This window comes from Kitasatospora sp. NPDC048662 (assembly GCF_055587065.1).
Window position 1 is genome coordinate 278,337 of the sequence record NZ_JBVJHA010000006.1, and the last position, 22,206, is coordinate 300,542.

The window sequence follows — 22,206 nt, forward strand, 5'->3', positions numbered from 1 at the left end:
GAAGGAACCACCCCTGACCATCCACCCGGACAACGTGCTGCCCGACGGCCGATGGGACGACCGGCTCTTCGAACTCGACTACGAAGGCCGCCGAGGCCACTACCGGGTCGTGCGCGGCCTCGGCGAACAGATCGGCATCGTGGAGAAACACGGCGGGGTCTGGATGCCCAAGAACACCGCCGGAGCCTGGGTCGGAGCCACCGCCGGCCGATCGGGCTACCTCACCCGCCAGGTCGCCGCCGTCGAACTGTCCATCACCGTCCCGCTCCCGCCGCCGGAAGAACTTGAGCAGTACCGGGTGATGCCAGACCCCACCCCCTCGTCGTGACCGAGCGTGAGGCCCAGACGCGGAGCACCCCACCTCCATCGGAAGTGGGGGTGGGGGAGGTGAGCGGTCAGCCGAGGTAGACCTTCTGCCACTCCAAGGACGTCATGGTCAGCGCGGCCTCGGCGAGGGTGCGCGCCGACTCGGTCTTGAGGCTGCCGAGGCTGCTGTCGATCCACGGCTGGACGTTCTGGTAGCCCTGCTCGCGGTACTCCACTGCCTGGATCAGGCACTCCAACTTGTCCGCGTCATGGGCGACGACGACCTCCAGGCTCTCGGCGTTCTCGTACTCCTCCACGATGGCCTGTACTCCGGCAACGACAGCCGGATGAGCGGCGCTGACCTGATCGGCGGTCACGCGTTCGTTCGAGGCCGCGGTGAGGTAACGCCGACTGATGTGGGGGATGTCGCTGACCCGGGTCTCCTGGGTGTCGTGGAAGAGGCACAGCAGCGCGACCTTGGCCGGGTCGGCCCCCTCCATCATTGCGAGCACTGCGCCCACGATGCCCGTTCGGAAGGAGTGTTCGGCGATCGTCTCGGGGTCCTTGACCCCAGCGATCCACCAGCCGGAGCGCTTCGCCCGCTTGAGCATGCCCGCCTCGAACAGGTAGCTAGCGGTGCCCTTCGCCTGCTTGTCGTCCGTCATCGCTGTCCTTCGCTGTTTGATCGGTTGTTGCTGTATCCGCCTACCCGCAGACCGTAGTGCACAGACTCCAGCTCTCGGCGGGACTGCCCTGAAAGGCCGTCACCGTCCAGCAACGTGCACACTCGTGCAGCCAGGTCCCGGGCTGTACGGGGGTCTGCGTCGGCCAGGCCCCGGCGGGTGAGCATGAGTGCCCAGATCGAATGGACGTACAGATCGGTGTACTCGCCTGCGCGGTCCAGCCGGATGGCGAACTGCCGCAGCAGCGATGACGCATCCCACGCGGGGCGTTCCTGCTCGGCCATGAAGTCATCGCTGGTCTGGGGACGTGAATCGAGCCCGAGCCAGTGAGCCCAATAGTTCAGGTTCGCGGCTTCGAAGTCGTCGTTGTCGGTGATCGAGCGGGCGATGAAGTCCCGGAGTAGTTCTGGATCTCCCTTCCTCGCCAGTGCCGCCGCGACCGAACGCGCCTCGGCCCAGCGGGGCGACCATCCCGAGCCCGCCGAGGGGATGCGCCCTCGACGCTGCATCCCCCCAAACCATTCGGCCACATCCCGGGTTCGGTCGTAGGAGGACAGGTACCAGACCTGCCTTCGGAGTAAGGCGGTCTCCTCACCCCCGCTCTCCACCAGGTCGGCGGTATGCCGGAGGTTGTCGAAGAATCGCGCGCGCATGTCCTGCCCGAGAAGCGGCGCGGTGGAGACAGGCCCGCGTCGGGCGGCAGGAATGCTCAACTCGGCAGCCACCGCACCGGGCAGAACCCCGCTGACCGCCCAGCCGATCATGTGCGTGGTGTCGCGAGTAAGCACCCACCCGGCCAGCGGATGCTCCAGAACTTCGGCCCTCGCGGGCCTGAACCGCAGTATCTCGCTGAGGACGAAGTCTGCGTCCATGGCAAGGCTGATCAGGTTGACCAGCCCACTTGGCGCGCCGAGCAGGATCAGCCTCCGGCGCAGCATCACCAGGTTCCCGGCCCGCGTGGAGGAGAGTGGCCGGCGGCTGGACTCCCAACCCTGGACGGTGCTCTTGTCGATGCCCAGGTCCACGGCCAACTCGTCCTGAGTTCTCGGGATCTGTTCCCGGATGACCTTGAACAGGAAGCCGGAAATCACCCCTTCGGGGACCCTGACGACCTCGGACGGACTGTCAGTCAGTGTCTCGGTGCGCCTCGGTGGTGTCCGTCCAGCCATTTCTTCCCCCCTTGGCCTCGGTCGTCCAGGTAACTCGTACCGGCAGTCCGTCGAACACTGGATTCACCGGCCGTAACTTCATGACTACGGCATCGCCGGTGACAGCGGAAGCCTAGTGCCACCTCGGTCTTCTGCGAACGACGGTGCTGCCCTGCCGTGGAGCCCCCGCGGCAGCCTCAACCACCCAGCGGGAGGACCAGCATGTCCACCAGCACGATGCCGTCCGTCGGCACGCTCGGCTCGCGCTTCCGGTAGATCCGTAGTGACCGCGACGCCTGATCCCACAAACCCCCAGGCAGTCGCACGATTCCCGAGGACGGGCCTCCCCACGGCGGCCTCGGGGGAGGGAACACCACCATGACGAGACGCAAGACCCCGAGGGTCTACCGCGAGCCCGATCCCGGCCCGTCGAAGGCCGAGCGGTACCGCCTCCCGGAGGGTTGGAGCCCGCTGGCCGAGTACCGGAAGGCCAATGCGGCCGGCAGGGCCCCGTCCCCGGGCGAAGCCGTGCAGGAGTCGGCGGTGCGGCCCTCGTGCCGCTGCCGCAACTGCATCACCCTCAGGGGTGCCGCGTGAGTACGCGGGGAAGCGACGGGGCAGGAATGGGGCCGCTGGTCCGCACCGTGGGCGAGGGGCGCGTCGTTGACCGGCCCGACGGCTACCGCGAGGGGACCTGCTGGGTCTGTCGGCGCGAGACGCTGGTCTGCGTAGGCCTCCAGCTCCAGGCCCCCGGGGAAGCCCGGAGCACGGGCCACTGGATCTGCGACGACTGCATCGCCCGCGCCCGGACTCCCCAGCGTCGCGCCGAGCTGCGGGCCGCGCTCGACCGGCGGCTGGCGTAGCCGGGTGGACGATCAGGACGATTACCGCGCCGCAACCCAGCGGGCCGCTCGGGGAATCCCGGCCTCCAGACCGATCGTCGTGGCGTACACCGTGGCGCTGGTGGTGTTGTTTGCGCTGGCGGCAGCCCTTCTCGTATCCGGCCGCGTCTGACCCGCACCCTCGTGCCGCACGGCACCCATGAACTCCCCGGCTGGCGGAGGATTCTTCGCCAGGCCGGGGCACCACCCTCGCTCCGCCCGCTCGTGACGAGCGGGCGCAGTCAACCCGATGGGAGAAGCACGTGGGCACCATCACCGAACCCACCACGGCGCTGGCCGAGTTGGGCAAGTTCTTCACGATCGCCGGTCAGTTCCTCGATGCCGGCCGACCCGTGCCGCAGATGTTCTCCGGAGCCATCGACCGGGCGTGGCACCGGCTCACCGAGAGCCCCGACAAGCACGACGCTTTCACGATCAAGTACGCCGGCCGCAGGCTCCAGCACGCCGTGGTCGGCGGCGAGGGCTTCATCGACTGGGTGGGCGCCTACGAGAAGGCGTACGGGCCGCTGCCGGAGATCTGGTTCACCGACGCCGACGGCGAGTTGGACGCCGAAGCTCTGGGGCGCTACCGCACCACGGGCACGGTCTGGGCGGAGTGGGACTGCGGCCCGATCGAAGGCACCGACGGCGATGAGCTGGTTCCGGCGGCGTCCTACCTGTGAGTGCAGAACTCCGCGTGGGAGTGTCCCGGCCGACCGCCGGGGCGCTCCGCCTCGTCGAAGCCCGCACCGAGCACCCCGTTAGTGTGGACGCGCACGGGTACGTCGCCGAGGTGTCCGGGCACTGCCCGTTCCTGCGGCCGTCCGTCCGGCGCGGGATGACCGGGTGGACGGTGTACGAGATTGCGCCCGGGGCTCACCGCTGCGCCGTGGAAGCCGAGTTGTTCCACGCCGGGGTTCAGGCCGCGGAATGGGTTCGCCCGCTGATGGGACGGCCGTTCGGCCTCCTCGCGTGCGAGAACGTCGTGGTTCTCGGGCAGTGCGAGGGTGCCGGTCACCGGGAGTTGATGGCCTGGCCGCACTGGGCGCTGAAGCACCTGTACGCCCCGGTCGGCGTCATGGTCGGCAAGTTCGCCCGGGGCGCGGCCGAGACCGGCCGACGTGGACAGCGCATGCCGCCGCCGCCGTTCTCGTTCCTCCCGGTCCGGGCCGGCGTCCGGCCGCTGGACCCGAAGTTCCTCACGAGGACGCCCGACCTCGCCACGGCCCTGGCCGTGTCGGTGGACGACAGGCGGGACGTCTTCGCGCACATCCCTTGCGAATGGAAGGCAGTTCGAGAATGGGCAAGTTCCCTGCCGAGGCCCGGGAAGCGGTGAAGGCCGCCAAGACCATCTGCGGCAGCCCGATGGCGCTGGCGCCGATCAGCGACCGGCGGGGCTCTGCGGTGTGGAAGGCCACCGGCCCGGACGGTGCGGCGAGCATCAAGCTCGGCACCGGCGAGGCCGCCGAGGTCACCGCCCGCGAGGCCTCCGTGCTCGACCAGCTCCCCGGCTACACCGTGACCGCCGACCGGTACACCGACGGCGTCTGGCTGGTCACCCCGTGGCTGGCTGGCAAGTCCACATGGGGGCGCTTCCAGCCCTTCCGCAAGGGCGACGGCGGGCGGGACGGGGCCCACGACGCCGCCGTCGGGCTGTGCCGCGCCGTGGCGGACCTCCACGCCGACGGATGGGTGCACGGCGACCTCCAGCCGCAGCACGGCGTCCACCACAAGGACGGCACCGTACGCCTGCTCGACTTCGCGTGGTCCCGGAAGATCGGAAGCACTCCGTGGACCGCGTTCGACGGCACGATGATCCACCTCACCGCGCCCGAACTGGCGGCCCGGATCATCACCGGCCCCCAACCGGTCAACACCACGCAGCCTGCCGATGTCTATGCCCTGGCCGGCACCCTGTGGACCTGCGTCACCGGGAAGTGGCCACTGCACTATTCGGCTACCGGCCTGAGCTGGCAGACGCCGCTGGGCAAGCGCCGCGAGGCCATCGCCGCCAGGGCCGTGCCGCTGTCTCAGGCGTTGCCGTGGCCCGCCCTCCAGAACCACCTGCGCCCCGTCCTCCTGGCCGAACCGGACGACCGGCCCACCGCCGCCGAACTGGCCAAGCTCCTTGAGACGGTGACCGGTTGATCGAGCTGCGCGAGCTGGGCCCGGGCGACGCCGAGGCCCTGCTGCGGATCTACAGCGCGGAGGCGACGCGCCATCTGGACCGCGAGGCCATGGACGCCACCGAAGCCCACCACTACGTGCGCGACGCCGCAGCCGCCGCAGCCCAGGTCCCGCGCACGCTGTACGTGCTCGGCCTGGCCGTGGACGGCGAACTCGTCGGCGTCGTCAAACTCCACCGCGACCGCCCCGTCGCCGCCGTCAGCTACATCCTGCACACGGACGCCTGGGGCCGGGGCTACGCCACCGAGGGCGTCCGCCGAATCCTCGCCCTCGCCTTCGGGCAGCTCGGGCTGCCGGAGGTCCGCGCCAAGCACCGCCCGGACAACGCAGCCTCCGGCCGCGTCCTGCGCAAGGCCGGCTTCGTCCCGACCGGCGCGCACAACGGCTTCACGACCTACGCCATGCGGGCACCCACACCCCGCGAAGTCACCGTCGAAGTCCACCCCGTGGCGGGCTACGAGCTGGAGATCGAAGGCACGGACGACCGCCCGTTCGTCACCCTCGAAGACATGGATGACAGCCGCCACGAAGTCGTCTCCCTGTCCGTGCGCGAGTCCCTGGGCATCCCCGACCACGTCCCGCTCGTGCTCATGATCAAGGACTCCTCCGGGCCGATCGCCCGCACCGAGCAGGCCGCCGCCGGGTTCCCGCTGCCCCCGGGCAGCACGGACTGAACGCCCTACCCCCGAACCGCGCCCTCTGGAGGAACGTTGGGCACCGCGCCCGCCCATCCGGTCACCTCGTACGTCCTGTGTACGGACCCCGCGTCGCGCCTGCTGCTCGTCCAGGCCGCGGGGGTCGGCACGTGGCACCTGCCCGGCGGCGTGATGGAGATCGGGGAGTCCCCGCTCGACACCGCCCGCCGGGAAGTCAGGGAAGAACTCGGCCTGAAGCTCGACCTGTTGGCCGAAGATCTGCTCGGGGTCGAGTGGGCACAGGCCCGCCGCGAGGGGGCCCGGGATCGCATCGTGTTCCTGTGGGCGGGGCCGATGCTCAGTACCGCCGACACCGACCGAATCGCTTTGCAGGAACGCGAGTTGTCGGCCTGGCGTTGGGCGGATGCCGAGGAAGCCCGCCGGCTGCTGCACCCGGCTGTGGCCGCTCGAATCCGGACGCCTCTCCAGTGGCCCGGACGCGTTACCTATCAAGAGACCCGACATGAGAGGACCGAATCCAATGACAGCCGAGTTCCCCGCCAGGACCCTGCGCATCGGCACGCGTAGCTCGCCGCTCGCCCTGGCCCAGACGGACTTGGTGATCGCGGCCCTGCGGGAGCACGTCCCCGACCTGGTGACCGAGGTCGTGCCGGTGACGACCGAAGCCGATCTGTGGCAGGGCGACCTTGCGCAGCTCGGCGGCAAGGGCCTGTACACCAAGCAGATCGACGCCATGCTGCAAGGCGGCACGGTGGACATGGCCGTCCACTGCATGAAGGACGTGCCCGGCGACGTCCCGCTGCCCCACGGCCTGGTCTTCGCCGCCTACATGGAACGCCCGGACGTGCGGGACGTGCTGCTGTTCCCCGAGGGCTCCGAGTACCGCACGCTCGCCGACCTTCCCCCGGGCGCGGTCATCCTGTCGTCGGCTGTCCGCCGGAAGGCACAGATCCTGCGCGCCCGGCCGGACTTGAAGGTCGTCCGGGTGCGCGGGGCCGTCGGCAGCAGGCTGGAGAAGCTGGACGGCACGAAGAAGATCGACGTCCACGCGGACGGCATGATCCTGGCCACGGCCGGGCTCGCCCGGCTCGGCATCGAGCGGCCCGGGTACGTGCTCGGGATGGACGAGATGCTGCCCGCCGTCGGCGCGGGCGTCCTGGGGCTGGAGTGCCGGCAGGAGGACCACGCCGTCGCCGCGCTGCTGGAGAAGGTCAACCACCCGCGCACGCAGCGGGAGGTGACGGCGGAACGCGTCATGCTGCACGGGCTTCGCGGGCACTGCAACAGCCCCATCGCCGGGTACTGCACCACCGAGCCGGACGGGCAACTCTCCCTGCGCGGAATGGTGTTCGACCGCGAGGGCAGCAAGTTCGCCAACGCGATGCTGTGGGACGAGCACCAGGGCGACCCGGCCGTGCTCGGCGCCCGCGTCGCCGCCGAACTCCTCCGCCAAGGCGCACGCGAGATCATCTCCGGCATCCCGCACTGACCCTGCCGCCGCCGGCCCCGCCTTCTGGTGAACCCGGAACGCGGGCCGGTCTGCGCCAGTAGCTGCAACTCGTCTCGTTCTGGAGAAAGACCATGTGGGCCACCAATGAGGCCGACTGGCAAGGCATGCGCATGACCCTCGCCGTGAAGTCCCTGGCGGCCATCGCCGCGCGGCTCCGCGCCGGAACGGACATCGAAGTCCTCGCGCGGGCGTACGGCTGCGAGGTCAGGTGGCTGGGCGACCAGCTGGTCAAGTCGAGGCTGCCGCTCGACCCCGACGGGTCGCGCCCGCTCGGCCCGCCTTCGTCATGGGAACCGATCCCGCTCCCGGCCCGCGCTGTGCGGCTGTGAGAGTGAGGGGCGCCGGCATGCTTCGGGAGGGTCGCGTAACGCAACACCTCAGACTGTTTCCCCAGGTCGGGAACAAGGTGTAAGTGTGACGCGTCCTCCGTAGTCGAAGAAGAAGTAGCTGGGCCGCCCCTCGCCGGGGAGCCGCCCTAGCCCGGCGGCGACCCTGGCGAGGGTGCCGTCCATGGCGGTGACCAGCTCGTTGGCCCGGGGAAGGGTGCCGGTGACGACGCCGAGCCGTTTGATGTCCTGCTCGACCTCGGCGAGATCGGTCTTCGTCCCCGCCGCGCAGGCAGTGGAGAGCAGGTACATGTGCTTGATGCCGACGGCCGCGAACTCCCGCTCGCTCGGCGGCCCGCCCACCCCGCCGCCCGTCGCCGCGAAGCTGTCGATGTACAGATCGGCGCCGGAGCCGAGCAGCTTCTCCTTGCCGATCACCCCCTCGCCGAGCACCGGTATGCGCGCGCCACGTTCGGCGACCGCGGCGGGCAGTTGGCCGGCGGCGGGCGGGAAGCCGGTGCCGATCACCCGGTCGGCGGCGCCGAGTTCGAGCAGGATCTCCAGCGCGGCGGCGTTGCTGGTGACGATCCGGGCGGGCGCGGCGTCGAAGGTGGTCGCCCGGCCCTGGCAGTCCAGCACCTTGACCGGAAAGTCGGCGGCCCGGGTGGCCGTGACGCCGGCGCTCCCCACGTCGCCGACGCTGCTCGCGCAGCCCGAGGCCAACAGGACCGCCACGGCGGCCAGGCCGTACAGAACACGGGTTCGCACGAAACGCCCTCCTGGGGCTGAGTAGGGGGAACCGGTCACCTGACGCCACCCGTTCGCCCACGGCCCGGCCGCCAGGTGCGCAGCCGCAGGCTGTTGGCTACCACCAGCACCGAGCCGGCGGAGGTCGCGAGGGCGGCGAGCATCGCGTTGAGCGGGCCGAACGCGGCAAGCATCGGGATGAACAGGCCGAACGCGGCAAGCATCGGGATGAACAGGCCGAACGCGGCGAGCATCGGGATGAGCAGGCCGAGCACGGCGAGCGTCGGGATGACCAGACCGAGCACGGCGAGCATCGGGATGACCAGACCGAGCACGGCGAGCATCGGGATGACCAGGCCGAACGCGGCGAGCGGCAGCAGCACCGCGCCACCTGGCCCGGCGGTGCAGCCGGCCCGCTCGACGGGGGCGGCCAGCTCGGCCACCGGCAGACGGACGGGGTGCAGTACCCGGGCCCGGCCGGTGGCGGGGCTGACGGCGGCGGTGACGCCGCCCAGTCGGGGCGGGCGCTTCTCCACCCGGCCCACGCGGGCGGCGCAGGTCGTCCCGCCGACCACGCGGCCGGTGACCTGGCTCTGTGCGGTGGCGCTCACCGCCCGCGCCCGTGGCTCTGCGCGGTGGCGTTGGTGGCGTCGGTGGCGTCAGTGGTTTCGGTGGCGTCGGCGTTGTCGGTGGCGTCGGTGGCCGGGCGCAGGCCCGGACCGATCGGGCCGAAGGCGTGGCCGAGGGTCCAGGAACCGGCGGGAACCGCGGCGAGCAGCAGCAGCGTGAAGCCCACCGGAATCAGCAACGGCCCGGGGGCCGGTCGGGTTGCGTTCACACCTCAGCAGTCGCGTCGGTCCGCAGCCGGGTTCCCGCCGTTTCCAGGCCCACCCGACCGGCCCGGCGGGCGGTCAGATCCGCCCGGTGACGGTGAAACCGGCCCGATCGACGGCCGCCCGGACCTCCTCCTCGTCCACGCCCCCGGTGACGGTGACCCGCCCGGCCTTGGCGTCGGCGCTGACGTCGGTGACCCCGGGCAGGGCGGACAGCCCGGCGCTGACGGTCCGCTCGCAGTGGCCGCAGCTCATTCCCTCGACGGCGAAAACGGTGGTGCTGGACATACCTGCTCCCATGGTTGCGATCAACGATGTGCGGCTCCACGACAGCGCACCGGGAGCGCCGAGGGCACCGGGACACGCGGCCCGGTGCCCCCTTCGGATGGAGCCGGGAACCGTTCAGGCCGCGCAGCCGACGGCGACCTGATCGGCGGGCCCGGCGTCGGCGTTTTCGGCGTCGGCGAGCTTGCGGATCAGCACGCCGCGGGCCCGGTTGACCCGGGAGCGGACGGTGCCGATCGGGCAGCCCGTCAATGCGGCGACCTCCTCGTAGGGCAGGCCGAGCAGCGCGGTCAGCACGAAGGCGTCCCGGCGTTCGGCGGGCAGCGCTTCGAGCAGTTCGCCGAGCGCGATGCCCTCGTCGAAGCCCGGCAGGTGGTGGGGCTGGACCTGCTCGGCGGCGCTCTGCCAGTCGTCGGTGTCGAGCAGCCGGGGCCTGCGGGCGGCGAACCGGAACCGGTCGACCACGGTGCGCCGGGCGATGGACAGCAGCCAGGTGCGGGCCGAGGAGCGGCCCTCGAAGCGGGGCAGGCTGCGCAGCGCGCGCAGGTAGGTGTCCTGGGTGAGGTCGTCGGCGGCCTGGGGTTCGCCGCTGAGGTGGGTGACGAACCGCCGGACGTCGGGCCGGGTGGCGCGGACGAAGCGTTCGACCGCGGCCGGGTCGCCGCTGCGGGCGGCCAGCGCCCAGGCGGTCACGGTCTGGTCGTCGGCGCGTGTCCGTGCGGTGTGGGTCTGGTCGTCGGCGCGTGTCCGCCCGGTGACGGAACGTGGCGCGGGAAGAGCGGAAATCATCTCCGGGTGTCCTTGCTCGGGAGACGGAAGCGGCCGGATCGGGCCGCGAGGCCGGCCCGGGGCGCGCGCCGACGGCACCGCCGCCCGAGCAGGGCGTGCGGTGGTGGGGCGGAGCGGCTCCGGGATGTGACGAGGCCGTCAGCGGACGGCGGCCACCACCGGCGGTCCCCGCGTGGCAAGGGAGTGGACGAGCAGCCGCGACCGCGGCCGGCGCGCCGAGGTCCGGGGCCGACGCGAGCGCAACGGCACCCAGGCGGGCCGAACCGCGCCGAGCAGCAGCAGGACGGGCGCGAACAGGCGGGCGGCGACGGTCCGGGCCAACGTGTGCACGGCACGCTCACCGGCCGCCAGCCACAGGCCGAGCAGCAGCGCGGCCAACAGGTGCGCGGCAAGCATGCCGCCGCCCCCGTGCTGCCCGGTCATCGCCATGGCGTGGTGCTCCATGCCGGGCATAGCGGACATGGCGGACATTCCGGACGGATCGACGAGCGACGCCACCGACCCCGGGTCGAGACCGGCGGCCTCGACCAGCCGGGCGGCCTGTTCGTCGGTCAGCGGCCCGGCATTGCACAGCAGCAGGTGCGCCCACCGGGCGGCAAGCCCGTCCGACGCGGGAGCCGCGGCGGGCACCGCCGCAGCCTGGCCGAACGAGAACACCGTGTGCAGGGCGGCCTGAACGCCGACCGTCAGCGCCGTCACCACCAGCGGCCCGCGCTCCCGGCGAGCCGTCAACCAGCCCACCCCGGCGACCCCACCGAACGCGGCCGCCAGCACCGGAGCCGCCACCGGCCGCCCGGACATCAGCACGTGCGCGACGGCAGCAAGCAGCACACACCCGGCCGCGAACACCGCAGCCCGGCCTGCCCGTACCACTCGCCCTGCCTCCATGACGGGCTCATCATCACACCCTTCACACCCACCGAACCCCGCCCTCCCCCACCTTTCCCCCACCCGCACGACTATGACGACCGTCACACCAACTCCCCGGGAACCAGGCCGCCTTCCCCACCGACCACTGATGTGCGGCGCCGCCGCGCCCCCGAACGGACGCGAAACCCGGCACCCTCCAGGCGGAAACCCGAAGAGATCTTCAGTCCCCCAGCTCGCCCCGACCCCGCTGCCGCCAGGCCCGGCCGCGCCACCACTGCGGGCACCACGACAAGCCCCGACCGGACCAGCCGGGCGGACAGCGCTCCACTTCACCCGCCCGCTCGGCACCTGTTTCGCCGACCGGGCCGCCCTCGGCCGGGAGCGCGGCAGCCTCGACCTCGACACCGGCCCGGCAGGTCCGGTGCTCGCCGCGCTGATCGCGGTGGCGGTCCTCGCTCTGGCGGCCGGCGACCGTAGGTGCCACCGAGGGATCGTCGTACCACCCCGGCCGGTGCCCGCCGTTCTGTCACGGAGCGGCGGGCACCACATGGGCCGGTCTAGAAGCCGGTGAGCGGAGCGTCCTGCGGGGCACCCTGCCCGCCGCCGGAACCGGTGATCGGGGCGCTGAGCGCGACGGTCTGCCCGGTGAGGGTGGTCTGCACGAACTGCCAGGTGATGCCGTTGATGACGCCCTGGGAGAGCGGGGCGAACTGGGCGAAGGCCGGCTTGCTGAGGTCGAGGTGGGTGGAGGCGCAGGACGGGCACTTGTCCTTGACCGGCAGGGTGAGTGTCTTGCCCTGGTACGTCACCTTGACCGAAATGCCCTTGCAGAGCGGGTCGTTGTTCGGGTTCGCGGTGGTCCACCAGCTGGCGGGGACGGCAACCAGCAGCTGGGTACTGGCGTTGATCTGGGTGCCGCAGGCACCGTAGCCGGTGTCGGTGAAGTAGGTGGCCATGCCGGTCATCGGCTTGTTGATCGGTATCGCGGCACCGGCGGGGCCGGCACCCAGCGCGAGCAGGGCGGCTGTGGCGAGCGGGACGCCCGCCAGCAGCCTCAGGTTCCTACGGGTGGCACGCATGCTTTCCTCCGCATCGCAGCACTCGACGTGGCAGTAGCAACTCGCCGCCCCCGGATGGGAGTTCGGCGATCGCACTGTCACCGGAAGGCACCGAACCTACGGAAGCAACCCTTCGTGGTCCACACCTTTGACATATTGTCATGGCCACAACTCGGTAAACTTTGCCACCCTCCCCCGCGAACGACCCCGCAAACGCCCTCGCGCACGCCCCCGTGAACGCCCCCGTGAACGCCCTCATGACTGAACTGCCGTCAGGACCCGACCACGTCCAAGTGGTAGGTGGTGTCCACCTCGAAGTCCCCGGACGCCCCCTTGATCGACAGGACGTACTGGCCGGGCGTCAGCGGTTCGACCGAGCTCCACAGGCCCCACGCGACTCGCGGGAGCACGCCCGCCATGAACCGCCCGGAGGCGAACTCCTGCATCGGCAACGGGCTTCCGTTCAGTTCGGCCTCGGCCCGGGACACCTCCATCGTCCACGGGCGCGAGGAGAAGCCCAGCGCCGGACGGACGTTGTTCAGCACGGGGAAGAACAGCGGCTTGCCGGCCGGTATTTGGCACCGTCGGACCACCCGGCCGCCGTACGTCCCGGCCAGGAACCAGACGTCCGACGGCTGCTGCCAGCCGGCGAACTCGCCGGTCTCGTCCGCGACCGGCGAGCTCTCCTCCGGCGCCGACAGCGCCCACTTCCACCAGCGGGCCGCCAGCTTCCCACCCTGGCCCGGATCCATCGGCCCGACACTGCTTCCCTGCAACACGCCCTCGCTCGCTTCAGCCCTCGACGGCGCCCACGCCGGACGCCGTTCCGACCGGACTCTATCCGCCGCGCTGCGCTGACTCCCGGTCAACCCCCATGTCAGGAGGGCTCCGCCGGACCCTTCGCACCGTGTGCGAGCCGCTGGCGGGCGGTGGCGCCGCGGCGCTCGATCGGGAGGGTTCCGGTGGCGGCGGCGAGGCCGTACGGGGGCATGTCGCCGTAGATCGCCTCGTAGGAGCCGGGCGGGACGATGTACGTCTCGTGCCAGATCCCCACGTGCTGACGGGACTTGCGCTCGAAGCGGTTGATCATCGCCCAGGCCTTGCGGTGCAACTGCTGGGGCGCGGCGGCGTACTTGAGCAGTTTCTCCTCGGACTCCCAGTACTGGACCACGTAGTAGGTGCGCGGCGAGCCGGAGAGCAGGTGGTAGCCGAGCAGTCCGCTCTGCGGGTCGCGGGAGAGTTCGCGCAGCATCCGCGGCATCGCGATGAACACGGGCAGCCAGTGGTGCGGCGCCCAGAAGTGGTTGATCCGCATGCCGATCAGGAAGAGGACGACCTTCCCTTCGGCGGCGGCGGTGGTTCGGCCGGGTATCGGCTTGGCGAACATGACGCCCCCTCTCGTCGGACCGTCCATGATTGGATAGCCCCACTCATCAATTGCCTTGGATAGTGACACTCGCCGACGGAGGGCACAAGGGGATGCGTCTGGCAGATCTCAGCGAAATCAGCGGCGTCTCCCTCGCCACGATCAAGTACTACCTGCGCGAGGGCTTGCTCCCGCCCGGCCGCCTGGTCAACGCCACCCAGGCCGAGTACGACGAGTCGCACCTGCGGCGGCTGCGGCTGGTGCGGGCGATGATCCAGGTCGGCCGGATCCCGGTGGCCACCGTCCGGGAGGTGCTCTCGCACATCGACGACGACTCCCTCGGCCTCACCCTCCGCCTCGGCGCGGCACTGTGGGCGCTGCCCCACCCCACCGAGCCGGCCCTCGGACCGGCGGACGATCCGTCAACCACCGACGCCCGCAAGCTCGTTGACGACCTGCTTGCCCGCCTGGGCTGGGCCCACGTTCGCGAGGTCGGCGAACTCTCCCCCGCCCACCGCGCCCTGATCGCCGCCCTCGCCACCCTCGGCCGGCTCGGCTACCCGCTCGACGCGGACGACCTGCTCCCGTACGCCCGCACCATGGAACAGGCCGCCGCCTACGACCTCGACCGCATGGAGGCACTGCCCACCCCCCAGGAACAGGCCGAGTACGCGGTCGCCGCCGCCGTCCTGTTCGAACCCGTCCTGCTCAATCTCCGCCGCCTCGCCCAGTCCGAGGAGTCCGGCCGCCGCTACGGGGTGTAGGCGGATTTCGCCAATCTGCGGGCGGGGCTCCGGCGTTCGCCCCGCCCAGGCCGTCGTCCCAGCTCGCCCCCGGTGGCCGCGCCCCACGTGGTGCACCGCACCCCCGAACCCCACCGGCCGCCCCCGAGGTGGGAGCCAGGACGCGCCGCGGCGTACGCCCCCGGCGCACGTGTCCTGTTCACGGCCATCGAGCCCTTCGAGTGCGGACAATCGCCCACCGGCCGTCCCCCGCCGCTGGTACACCAATCGGTCAGGCGCAGCGGGCGCCGGACCGACGAGTGGAAGGAACACCGTGGCGAGCAGCGGCGACCGGATCTGGGTACGCGGGCACTTCCGGCGCAGGGCCGGTTCCGGCGGCTCCGCGAAGTGGGGGCTGGGGACGGTCCTCGCGATCGCGGCGGCCCTGCTCTTCCTGAACAGCACCGTCCACGACTCCACCCCCGCGCAGCCCGCACCGTCCGCGTCCGCCACACCGAGCGGCCACTGATGGGACAGCCCAACATCCCTTCTCCCGGCCCGACTTGGTGGCTGCGATGAGCGAGGACGCGGTCAAGGTCGTGCTGTGGATCCTCGCCCTGGGCGCCGCCGTGGTGGTGCTGAAGGCGGCCTGGGGGTGGGCCGCCGCACACCTGCTGTACCTGGGCGTCGGCCTCGGCGGGCTCGCCCTGCTGATCGCCGTCACCGTCACGGCCACCCTGGTCGGCCGGGCGGGCGCGCCCGGCGGGCTGGACGCCGACCCGCGCCACGAGGCCGTGACCGCGCAGTGGTCGGCCGACTACACCCTCGACGACTTCGCGAACTCCTCGCCGCGCGGCTTCGAGGAGATGTGCCGGACGCTGCTCGACCGGGACGGCTTCTCCGGCGCGCTGCGGGTCGGCGGCGCGGGCGACCTCGGGGCCGACGTGATCGCGCACGACGAGGACGGCCGGAAGGTGGTCGTCCAGTGCAAGCGCTACCACCGCCCCGTCGGCAGCCGCGAACTCCAAACCTTCAACGGCACCGCCCGGCCCGTCCACAAGGCGCGGATCGCCATCGTGGTCGGCCTGTCCGGATTCACCGCCCCGGCCCGCACGTTCGCCCACCAGCAGCGCATCCACCTGGTCGACCGGGCCGCGCTGGAGCGCTGGGGCGCCGGCGAGCACCTCTACGACATCCTCGGCATCGCGGCCGCCGCCGCGTAACCGTCAAACGAGCCCGAGACCGTCCAGCACGGTGCGCGCCCCGACGGTGAACGCGGGGCCCGCAGGGGTGGCGTCGCGGGTGGTGAGAGCGGCGGCGAGCAGGGGGAAGGCGTCGGGGGTGGGGCCGGGGTCCGCACCCTGGTGTTCGAGTTCGAGGGCGCCGATGGTGTAGGCGACCAGCGCGTGCAGGGCGGCGGCCCGTGCGGGGCCGTCCAGCCCGGCGGCGGGCCGCCGGCATCCGCGAGGCGGCCGTCTTCCACTCCCCCGCCCCGGAGCTCCGGCCGTACGCCGACGACCTGCCGTTCACCCTGGTCGCCGACCCCGAGCAGCGTCTGTACCGCGCGTACGGCGTCGAGCACGGCGTCCGCGCGCTGCTCGACCCGCGGGCCTGGCCGGCCATCGCACGGGGCGTGCTCCGCAGCATCCCGCTGATCCTGCGCGGCCGCGAGCGGCCCCCCGCGTCCCGCCCGCTCGGCGGCCGGATCGGGCTGCCCGCCGATTTCCTACTCGCGCCCGACGGCCGCATCCTGGCCGCCCACTACGGCACCCACGCCGCCGACCACTGGACGGTCGACCAGGTACTCGCCCTCGCCGCCGAGCACCGCGAAGCGCCGCTGCACCAGCCCGGCTGAGCCCGCACGATTGGGCGCCGCCCAGCCGGGCACACGCGGAAGAAGACCCCGTCCGACCCGCGAGGAAGGGAGCCGGCGCCATGGACGAAATCCCGCAGAGCGGCGTGCCCGCGCCCGAGCCGGACCACGAGAAACTCCGTGAAGAACTCCACGAAGAACCCCGCGAGGAGCAGCGCGAGGACTTCCGCGCCGAAGGCCGTCCGCCGACCGTCACCCACGACTGGCCGCCGGACGAGGAGGCCGCACCCGCCAGCACGCTGCGCCGACCGGTCCGGGAGGCGCACCGCGCCGAGGGCCGTCCGCCGACCGTCACCCACGACTGGCCGGCTGAGGAGGCCGCGCCCGCCGACGAGCACTGACAACCCCGGACCGGCCCGTCCGACTGCACGGGTGTCCGCCGGTGCCCCTACGATGACCGCCATGATGACAGGGGGCGCGGGCGGCCAACTCGTTGACGGCCGTTTCGAGTTGCTGGGTCGGCTCGGTGGCGGCGGGATGGGTCTGGTGTGGCGGGCCAGGGACACCGTGCTGGAGCGCGAGGTCGCGCTGAAGGAGGTCCGGCCGCCGGACCCGGCGATGCTCGCCGCCGACCCGGCCGCGGCGTTCGAGCTGCGCGAGCGGGTGCTGCGCGAGGCGCGGGCGCTGGCCCGGCTCCAGCACCCGCACGTGGTGACCATCCACCACATCGTCGACTCCCCCGAGCTCCCGCACCCCTGGCTGGTGATGGAGCTGGTCGCCGGGGGTTCCCTCCAGGACCGCCTCGCCCGCGGCGCCCTCTCTCCGCAGGAGGCGGCCAGGATCGGCCGTGGCGTCCTCTCCGCACTGCGCGCCGCGCACACCGCCGGCATCCAGCACCGGGACGTCAAACCCGCCAACATCCTCCTGCGCGCCGACGGCACCCCCGTCCTGACCGACTTCGGCATCGCCGCGCTCAGCGAGTCCACCAGCCTGACCGCCACCGGCGCCCTGATCGGCTCCCCCGAGTTCATCGCCCCCGAACGGATCCGCGGCCGCGAGGGCGACCCGTCCTCCGACCTGTGGTCGCTCGGCATGACGCTGTACGTCGCCGTCGAGGGCCACCATCCGCTGCGCCGCGCCACCAGCATCGCCACCCTGGCCGCCGTCCTCGACGAGCCGCTCCCCCCACCCGTGCGCTCCGGCCCGCTCGGCGCCACCCTCACCGCCCTGCTCGCCCGCGACCCGGCCGACCGCCCCGACGCCGACCGGCTCGACCGCCTGTTCGCCGCCGCCGAGCAGGGCATCGACGGCACCCTGGGCGGCGGAACCTTCGCCCCCACCCAGCTCAACACCACCGGCACCGCCACCACGTACTCCCCCACCGAACTCAACGGCACCACCCGCCAGTTGGCCCCCCGCCGCCGACGCACCGCCCCGCTCCTGGCGGCCGCCCTGGCCGCCGTCGCGGTGGCGGGCCTGCTCGGCTGGCAGCTCACCGACAGGCTGCGCACGCCCGACGGCCACCACGCCGCCACCGGCTCCTCCGCCGCCGGAGCCACCGGAGCCACCGGAACCACCGGAGCCACCGGAACCACGGGGACCACCACCACCGAGAATCTCCTCACCCCGGACGGCGCCCGCGCCCTGGTCGACTCGATCCGGGCCGCCACCGGCGACGCCACCATCACCCAACTGGTGATCCACCCGGAGTTCGCCAGTGCCAAGGTGGTGACCAAGGACAACCCCAAGCACTACGACGACGTCAGCTACCGCGCCGGCAAGATCACCAGCAAGCCCGGTGGCACCCTCGGCACCAACGAGAAGCCCGTGGACCTGACCCGGATCGACTGGACCCAGCTCCCGTCGGTCTTCACCAAGGCCCAGACCGAACTCGGCGTCCCCGCCCCCAAGTCCCGCTACCTGATCGTCGACTACGGCTGGTTCGCCGACGAAATCACCATCCGCTACTACCTCTCCGACGACTACGGTGGCGGCGGCTACCTCTCCACCGGCGCCACCGGAAAGGTCCTCAAGGTGGCCAAGTCCGGCTGACGCCAACCCTCTTCGCCGTCAGTCGGCCATGAACCACAGGTAGCTGCCCGGCATCGCCGCACCCGCTTCGAGCATGGCGTCGAGGGCGAGCAGCGCCGACCTCCGACACTCGGAGACGCAACGCTCGGTCAGCACCGCAAGCTCCCGGCGGGCCACCTCGGCCCCTGCTCGTTGATCACGGCGTCCCGGTACGGATCCACCCCCACCGAGCACCCTCGCGCCACGCAGTCCGATCGCACTCAACGCCCGCGCCGGCCCCTCGCCCCGCCCCTCCTACGTATCCGATCGTTCCGCCGGGCATCCGTCGGCGATCGCAGAAATGTGTCCGCGATCTGCCAACCCGATGCGGAACCATTCCGGCGGGACGAGCGTTTCGGAGCTGCCGAGAAAAAGAGTTGACGGTCCATCATATCCTGTGCAGTCAAGCCAGGTTGGCGAGCTCCGGAGCCCGGAGAACGGAAGAAGTTCCCTGGTCGTCCCGGCCGACTCACGGTTGCCGTGAGGCTCGGACCGGCGCCGGGCTTGCGCGCCGCCCTCAGTTGCGGATGGCAAAGAAACTGTCATGAAACAGCCAACAGGATCCCCTGGCGAATCAGATCTCGCGACGGATAGAACCGTATCGGGGGAAAGATCCCCTCCGTCTCATCGGGAGGATTCAGTCATGAAGAAGCTGGCACGCATGCTCGCGGTTCTGGGCTCGGTGGCCGCCCTGCTGTTAGGAGTTGCCACCCCCAGCCAGGCCGACGACATCTTCATGTGGGACCCGGCCGCTCGCTACCTGCTCCAGAATGTGAACAGCGGTCAGTGCCTGGTCGTGCAGGACAGGGACAACGGCAATCCCGCCTTCCAGTACCCCTGTTCCAACTACATGGACCAGAGGTGGTGGTACACCTCACTCGAAACCCTGGTCAACAACAACTCGGGCAGGTGCCTGGAGATCGCCGACTGGCGCACGGACAATGGCGCTCCCGCGCGTCAGTGGCAGTGCACCGGGGGTGAGAACCAGCGGTGGCGGGTGCGCTCGAACGGCTGGGCCGGGATCGAGTTCATCAACGGTCATTCCGGCAAGTGCCTGGTTGTGCGGACCCTCAACAGCGGGCAGCAGGCCGCCCAGTACGACTGCAACAACCCTCCCTACCTGGACCAGCTCTGGCGGCTTCGCGCCTGACCCGACAGCCCCACTGCCGCTCGCAGTGGGGCTCGTCGCGGTCCTGCGGCAGTAACGCTTCGTTCCTGTCCGGACCCCGGCCGCCGCCCCAGGGCCCCTCGCACCCCGACCTGCCGGACGCAAGGGACTCACCCACGCACGCGCACAAATCCGGCCCTCCCGGCCATCAGCGCCGGCCGCGCAGCCGAGGAAGCCCTCCGGACGTGACCGCGTGGGTGGCGAGGCCGAAGATCAGGCCCCAGAACGCGGAGCCGATGCCGAACAGCGTGGTGCCGGAGGCGGCGGCCAGCAGCGTCACCACGGCGGCGTCGCGGCCGGGTTCGGGGGTGAGCGCGGCGGCGAGGCTGTTCTGCAGCGAGGCGAGCAGGGCGACACCGGCGACCACGGCGACCAACTCCTTCGGCAGGCCGGTGAACAGGCCGACCAGGACACCGCCGAAACTGCCGACGAGAACGTACAGCGCACCGGACGACATGCCGGCCACATAGCGGCGGCGCGGGTCAGGGTGGGCCTCGGGGCCGGAGCAGATCGCGGCGGTGATGGCGGCCAGGTTGACGCCGGGCGAGCCGAACGGGGCGAGCAGGACGGAGGCCCCGCCGGTCACGCCGATCAGCAGGCGGTCGTCGGGGCGGTAGCCGAAGGCGCGCATCACGCCGAGCCCGGGGGCGTTCTGCGAGGCGAGCGAGACGATGGTGAGCGGCAGCGCGAGGCCGACCAGCGCGGGCCAGGAGAACGCGGGGGCGGTGAACACCGGCACGGTCGGCCCGCCGGATCCGGGGTGCAGCCGAAGCCCGACCGTCAGCGCGGCCAGCACTCCACCGGCCACCAGGGCGATCACCACGGCGTAGCGCGGCGCGAGACGCTTGGCGAACAGGAACGCGACGAAGCTCCCGACCACCAGGACGGGTGCCCCGTGCACCGCCCCGAAGATCCCGGTGCCGAAGGAGAACAGGATCCCGGCCAGCATCGCGTGCACGACGCCTTCGGGCACGGCGGCGATCAGCCGGCCGAACCAGCCGGTGATGCCGAACAGGGTGACGGCGACGGCACTCACCAGGAACGCACCGACAGCCTCCCGGTACGGGTAGTGCCCCAGACTCGTGACCAGCAGCGCCGCCCCGGGGGTCGACCAGGCGGTCACCACCGGCGTCCGGGTCCACCAACTGAGCGCGAACCCGGTGACGCCACTGCCGATCGCCACCGCCCAGATCCACGACGCGGTGTGCGCAGCGTCCAACCGCCCGGCCGCGGCCGCCGCGAGCACCACGACCAGCGGCCCGGAGAACGACACCGCGACACACACCAGCCCGGCGAGCAGGGCCGGCCCGGACACATCCCGCCGCAGGCTCCGCCGTTGCTCCTCAACCGCCCCGGCTTCTGATCGGACCGTCAGATCGTCTGTCATTCGGGCAGTATCCCGGGGAATCGGCCGGGAGTCGCCGACGGGTCAGCCCCACCCCGAGCCCTCGCCCACCACCGGGGTACCACCCACGACTGGCGCCACAAAGGCTTCGCACCACACCATCACGACCACGCCATTTGCCTAAGCCACTTAGGAAGATGCATGATGCGCATAGGCGATCGAAGGAGAGGCCATGGCCACCAAGGCGGAAGCGACGAGCACCGACGCGCCGGACTGGATCACCACCCCCATCACCCCCCAACTCCTGCGCGGCCACCTCGACTTCGAGGTGACGCCGCACGGCCTGCTGCCGCACCGGCTGCCCGACCGCGCGCGGCGGCAGGTGCCGGACCAGCAGTTGGCCGTCGCGGAGGCGCAGCCGTCGGGGGTGCGGGTGGTGTTCCGGACGGCGGCCACCCGGATCGAGCTGGACACCTTGCCGACGAAGCGGGCCTACCGGGGCTTCCCGCCGCCCGCCGACGGGGTGTACGACCTGCTGATCGACGGGCGGCTTACGGCGCAGGCCACGGTGGCGGGCGGCAACCTGCGCACCGTCACGGACTTGGTGACGCAGGCCGCCGAGCTGACCGAAGGGCCGGTCGGCACGGCCCGGTTCGAGGGGCTGCCGGGGCGGGCGAAGGACGTGGAGATCTGGCTGCCGCACGCCGAGGTCACCGAGCTGGTCACCTTGCGCACCGACGCGCCGGTCGAGCCGCTGCCGGAGCGCGGGCGGCCGGTCTGGCTGCACCACGGCAGTTCGATCAGCCACGGCTCCAACGCGGCGCACCCGAGCGGGACTTGGCCGGCGATCGCGGCGGCGCGCGGCGGCGTGGAGCTGGTCAATCTGGGTTTCGGCGGCGGCGCGCTGCTCGACCCGTTCACCGCCCGCGCGATCCGGGACGCCCGGGCGGACCTGATCAGCCTGAAGATCGGCATCAACGTGGTGAACAGCGACGCGATGCGACTGCGCGCGTTCGGCCCGGCGGTGCACGGCTTCCTGGACACCGTGCGCGAAGGGCACCCGCGCACCCCGCTGCTGCTGGTCTCCCCGATCCTGTGCCCCCTGCACGAGGACACGCCCGGCCCGCTCATGCCGGACTTCACCGGCGGAACGCTCCGCTTCCGGGCCACCGGCGACCCGGCCGAACGCGCCGCCGGCCGCTTGACGCTCACCGTGATCCGCGACGAACTGGCCCGCATCGTCGGGCTACGGGCGCTGGACGACCCGCACCTGCACTACCTCGACGGCCGTCAGCTCTACGGCGAGCGCGAGTACGCCGAACTCCCCCTCCCGGACGGCCTCCACCCGGACCAGGCCGGCCACCGCCGGATCGGCGAGCACTTCGCCCGGCACGCCTTCGGACTCGACCGGCCCTTCCGTAGCCGGTGAGCGGCGCCGCCCGC

31 protein-coding genes are annotated in these 22,206 nt (G+C 71.8%); 19 read left to right on the forward strand and 12 right to left on the reverse strand.

Going from position 1 to position 22,206, the window contains the following annotated elements; genetic code table 11:
• Nucleotides 1–34 precede the first annotated feature (34 nt).
• Complete coding sequence (locus tag ACZ6R9_RS19420; RefSeq protein ID WP_465539122.1) at nucleotides 35–328, forward strand: hypothetical protein; 294 nt, start codon at nucleotides 35–37, stop codon at nucleotides 326–328.
• Nucleotides 329–395: 67 nt separating this feature from the next.
• Here the strand turns inward: ACZ6R9_RS19420 and ACZ6R9_RS19425 are convergent, their stop codons facing one another.
• Nucleotides 396–971 carry an HD domain-containing protein gene (locus ACZ6R9_RS19425; protein WP_380332111.1) on the reverse strand — a complete coding sequence of 192 codons (576 nt, stop codon included), beginning with the start codon at nucleotides 969–971 and terminating at the stop codon, nucleotides 396–398.
• On the reverse strand, nucleotides 968–2,080 hold the full coding sequence (locus tag ACZ6R9_RS19430) for a helix-turn-helix domain-containing protein (RefSeq protein ID WP_465539124.1): 1,113 nt from the start codon (nucleotides 2,078–2,080) through the stop codon (nucleotides 968–970). The genes ACZ6R9_RS19425 and ACZ6R9_RS19430 overlap by 4 nt, the downstream gene beginning before the upstream one ends.
• 435 nt (nucleotides 2,081–2,515) lie before the next feature.
• Between ACZ6R9_RS19430 and ACZ6R9_RS19435 the strand changes: the two genes are divergently transcribed.
• From ACZ6R9_RS19435 to ACZ6R9_RS19480, 10 genes are all read left to right on the forward strand, one after another.
• Complete coding sequence (locus ACZ6R9_RS19435) at nucleotides 2,516–2,734, forward strand: hypothetical protein (protein WP_465539126.1); 219 nt, start codon at nucleotides 2,516–2,518, stop codon at nucleotides 2,732–2,734.
• Nucleotides 2,731–3,000 (forward strand): hypothetical protein, encoded by a 270-nt coding sequence (locus ACZ6R9_RS19440; RefSeq protein WP_465539128.1) that lies wholly within the window; start codon nucleotides 2,731–2,733, stop codon nucleotides 2,998–3,000. Before ACZ6R9_RS19435 ends, ACZ6R9_RS19440 begins: the two co-directional genes overlap by 4 nt.
• 4 nt (nucleotides 3,001–3,004) lie before the next feature.
• The gene (locus ACZ6R9_RS19445) at nucleotides 3,005–3,151 is read left to right on the forward strand and encodes a hypothetical protein (RefSeq protein ID WP_465539130.1); all 147 of its coding nucleotides are present in this window, start codon (nucleotides 3,005–3,007) and stop codon (nucleotides 3,149–3,151) included.
• 130 nt (nucleotides 3,152–3,281) lie between these two features.
• Nucleotides 3,282–3,701, forward strand: coding sequence for a hypothetical protein (locus tag ACZ6R9_RS19450; protein WP_465539132.1), 420 nt, complete (start codon nucleotides 3,282–3,284; stop codon nucleotides 3,699–3,701).
• 14 nt (nucleotides 3,702–3,715) lie between these two features.
• Nucleotides 3,716–4,354 (forward strand): hypothetical protein, encoded by a 639-nt coding sequence (locus ACZ6R9_RS19455; RefSeq protein WP_465539134.1) that lies wholly within the window; start codon nucleotides 3,716–3,718, stop codon nucleotides 4,352–4,354.
• Nucleotides 4,318–5,166, forward strand: a complete 849-nt coding sequence (locus ACZ6R9_RS19460) for a protein kinase domain-containing protein (RefSeq protein WP_465539136.1) — start codon at nucleotides 4,318–4,320, stop codon at nucleotides 5,164–5,166. The genes ACZ6R9_RS19455 and ACZ6R9_RS19460 overlap by 37 nt, the downstream gene beginning before the upstream one ends.
• The gene (locus ACZ6R9_RS19465; protein ID WP_465539138.1) at nucleotides 5,163–5,879 is read left to right on the forward strand and encodes a GNAT family N-acetyltransferase; all 717 of its coding nucleotides are present in this window, start codon (nucleotides 5,163–5,165) and stop codon (nucleotides 5,877–5,879) included. The genes ACZ6R9_RS19460 and ACZ6R9_RS19465 overlap by 4 nt, the downstream gene beginning before the upstream one ends.
• A 36-nt stretch (nucleotides 5,880–5,915) precedes the next feature.
• The gene (locus ACZ6R9_RS19470; RefSeq protein ID WP_465539140.1) at nucleotides 5,916–6,428 is read left to right on the forward strand and encodes an NUDIX domain-containing protein; all 513 of its coding nucleotides are present in this window, start codon (nucleotides 5,916–5,918) and stop codon (nucleotides 6,426–6,428) included.
• Nucleotides 6,382–7,350 carry a hydroxymethylbilane synthase gene (gene hemC, locus ACZ6R9_RS19475; RefSeq protein WP_465539142.1) on the forward strand — a complete coding sequence of 323 codons (969 nt, stop codon included), beginning with the start codon at nucleotides 6,382–6,384 and terminating at the stop codon, nucleotides 7,348–7,350. The genes ACZ6R9_RS19470 and hemC overlap by 47 nt, the downstream gene beginning before the upstream one ends.
• A gap of 92 nt (nucleotides 7,351–7,442) precedes the next feature.
• Nucleotides 7,443–7,700 (forward strand): hypothetical protein, encoded by a 258-nt coding sequence (locus tag ACZ6R9_RS19480; RefSeq protein ID WP_465539143.1) that lies wholly within the window; start codon nucleotides 7,443–7,445, stop codon nucleotides 7,698–7,700.
• Between the two features lie 48 nt (nucleotides 7,701–7,748).
• Here ACZ6R9_RS19480 and ACZ6R9_RS19485 read toward each other — a convergent pair whose 3' ends face one another.
• From ACZ6R9_RS19485 to ACZ6R9_RS19525, 9 genes are all read right to left on the reverse strand, one after another.
• Nucleotides 7,749–8,465 (reverse strand): TroA family protein, encoded by a 717-nt coding sequence (locus ACZ6R9_RS19485; RefSeq protein ID WP_465539145.1) that lies wholly within the window; start codon nucleotides 8,463–8,465, stop codon nucleotides 7,749–7,751.
• Nucleotides 8,466–8,500: 35 nt separating this feature from the next.
• Nucleotides 8,501–9,055 carry a heavy-metal-associated domain-containing protein gene (locus ACZ6R9_RS19490; RefSeq protein WP_465539147.1) on the reverse strand — a complete coding sequence of 185 codons (555 nt, stop codon included), beginning with the start codon at nucleotides 9,053–9,055 and terminating at the stop codon, nucleotides 8,501–8,503.
• A complete protein-coding gene (locus tag ACZ6R9_RS19495) occupies nucleotides 9,052–9,282 on the reverse strand; it encodes a hypothetical protein (protein ID WP_465539149.1) in 231 nt (76 codons plus the stop codon). The genes ACZ6R9_RS19490 and ACZ6R9_RS19495 overlap by 4 nt, the downstream gene beginning before the upstream one ends.
• Nucleotides 9,283–9,355: 73 nt before the next feature.
• Nucleotides 9,356–9,565: a heavy-metal-associated domain-containing protein gene (locus ACZ6R9_RS19500; RefSeq protein WP_465539151.1), complete on the reverse strand. Its 210-nt coding sequence runs from the start codon at nucleotides 9,563–9,565 to the stop codon at nucleotides 9,356–9,358.
• A gap of 114 nt (nucleotides 9,566–9,679) precedes the next feature.
• On the reverse strand, nucleotides 9,680–10,351 hold the full coding sequence (locus ACZ6R9_RS19505) for a sigma-70 family RNA polymerase sigma factor (RefSeq protein ID WP_465539152.1): 672 nt from the start codon (nucleotides 10,349–10,351) through the stop codon (nucleotides 9,680–9,682).
• A gap of 138 nt (nucleotides 10,352–10,489) precedes the next feature.
• Nucleotides 10,490–11,239, reverse strand: coding sequence for a PE-PGRS family protein (locus ACZ6R9_RS19510; protein WP_465539154.1), 750 nt, complete (start codon nucleotides 11,237–11,239; stop codon nucleotides 10,490–10,492).
• 539 nt (nucleotides 11,240–11,778) lie between these two features.
• A complete protein-coding gene (locus tag ACZ6R9_RS19515; RefSeq protein WP_465539156.1) occupies nucleotides 11,779–12,300 on the reverse strand; it encodes a cysteine/serine endopeptidase inhibitor in 522 nt (173 codons plus the stop codon).
• Between the two features lie 251 nt (nucleotides 12,301–12,551).
• Nucleotides 12,552–13,031: a hypothetical protein gene (locus ACZ6R9_RS19520; RefSeq protein ID WP_380482478.1), complete on the reverse strand. Its 480-nt coding sequence runs from the start codon at nucleotides 13,029–13,031 to the stop codon at nucleotides 12,552–12,554.
• A 125-nt stretch (nucleotides 13,032–13,156) separates the two neighbouring features.
• Nucleotides 13,157–13,666, reverse strand: coding sequence for a DUF4188 domain-containing protein (locus ACZ6R9_RS19525; protein WP_465539160.1), 510 nt, complete (start codon nucleotides 13,664–13,666; stop codon nucleotides 13,157–13,159).
• Nucleotides 13,667–13,758: 92 nt separating this feature from the next.
• On the opposite strand from ACZ6R9_RS19525, the gene ACZ6R9_RS19530 reads away from it, so the two are divergent.
• The 7 genes from ACZ6R9_RS19530 to ACZ6R9_RS19560 all read left to right on the forward strand — a co-directional run bounded on the left by ACZ6R9_RS19530 (nucleotide 13,759) and on the right by ACZ6R9_RS19560 (nucleotide 19,400).
• Entirely contained in the window at nucleotides 13,759–14,409 is a 651-nt protein-coding gene (locus ACZ6R9_RS19530; protein ID WP_465539161.1) for a MerR family transcriptional regulator, read from the forward strand.
• A 292-nt stretch (nucleotides 14,410–14,701) separates the two neighbouring features.
• Nucleotides 14,702–14,896: a hypothetical protein gene (locus ACZ6R9_RS19535; protein ID WP_380482486.1), complete on the forward strand. Its 195-nt coding sequence runs from the start codon at nucleotides 14,702–14,704 to the stop codon at nucleotides 14,894–14,896.
• A 46-nt stretch (nucleotides 14,897–14,942) separates the two neighbouring features.
• Nucleotides 14,943–15,590: a restriction endonuclease gene (locus tag ACZ6R9_RS19540; protein ID WP_465539163.1), complete on the forward strand. Its 648-nt coding sequence runs from the start codon at nucleotides 14,943–14,945 to the stop codon at nucleotides 15,588–15,590.
• Between the two features lie 200 nt (nucleotides 15,591–15,790).
• Nucleotides 15,791–16,222 carry an AhpC/TSA family protein gene (locus ACZ6R9_RS19545; RefSeq protein WP_465539166.1) on the forward strand — a complete coding sequence of 144 codons (432 nt, stop codon included), beginning with the start codon at nucleotides 15,791–15,793 and terminating at the stop codon, nucleotides 16,220–16,222.
• Between the two features lie 80 nt (nucleotides 16,223–16,302).
• The gene (locus ACZ6R9_RS19550) at nucleotides 16,303–16,581 is read left to right on the forward strand and encodes a hypothetical protein (protein ID WP_465539167.1); all 279 of its coding nucleotides are present in this window, start codon (nucleotides 16,303–16,305) and stop codon (nucleotides 16,579–16,581) included.
• 61 nt (nucleotides 16,582–16,642) lie between these two features.
• A complete protein-coding gene (locus ACZ6R9_RS19555) occupies nucleotides 16,643–18,232 on the forward strand; it encodes a serine/threonine-protein kinase (protein ID WP_465539169.1) in 1,590 nt (529 codons plus the stop codon).
• Between the two features lie 661 nt (nucleotides 18,233–18,893).
• The gene (locus ACZ6R9_RS19560) at nucleotides 18,894–19,400 is read left to right on the forward strand and encodes an RICIN domain-containing protein (protein WP_380482498.1); all 507 of its coding nucleotides are present in this window, start codon (nucleotides 18,894–18,896) and stop codon (nucleotides 19,398–19,400) included.
• Between the two features lie 166 nt (nucleotides 19,401–19,566).
• On the opposite strand, the gene ACZ6R9_RS19565 is transcribed toward ACZ6R9_RS19560, so the two are convergent.
• On the reverse strand, nucleotides 19,567–20,805 hold the full coding sequence (locus ACZ6R9_RS19565; RefSeq protein ID WP_465539171.1) for a benzoate/H(+) symporter BenE family transporter: 1,239 nt from the start codon (nucleotides 20,803–20,805) through the stop codon (nucleotides 19,567–19,569).
• 190 nt (nucleotides 20,806–20,995) lie between these two features.
• Here ACZ6R9_RS19565 and ACZ6R9_RS19570 point away from each other — a divergent pair, with 190 nt between their 5' ends.
• Entirely contained in the window at nucleotides 20,996–22,192 is a 1,197-nt protein-coding gene (locus ACZ6R9_RS19570) for a GDSL-type esterase/lipase family protein (RefSeq protein ID WP_380482502.1), read from the forward strand.
• Nucleotides 22,193–22,206 lie beyond the last annotated feature (14 nt).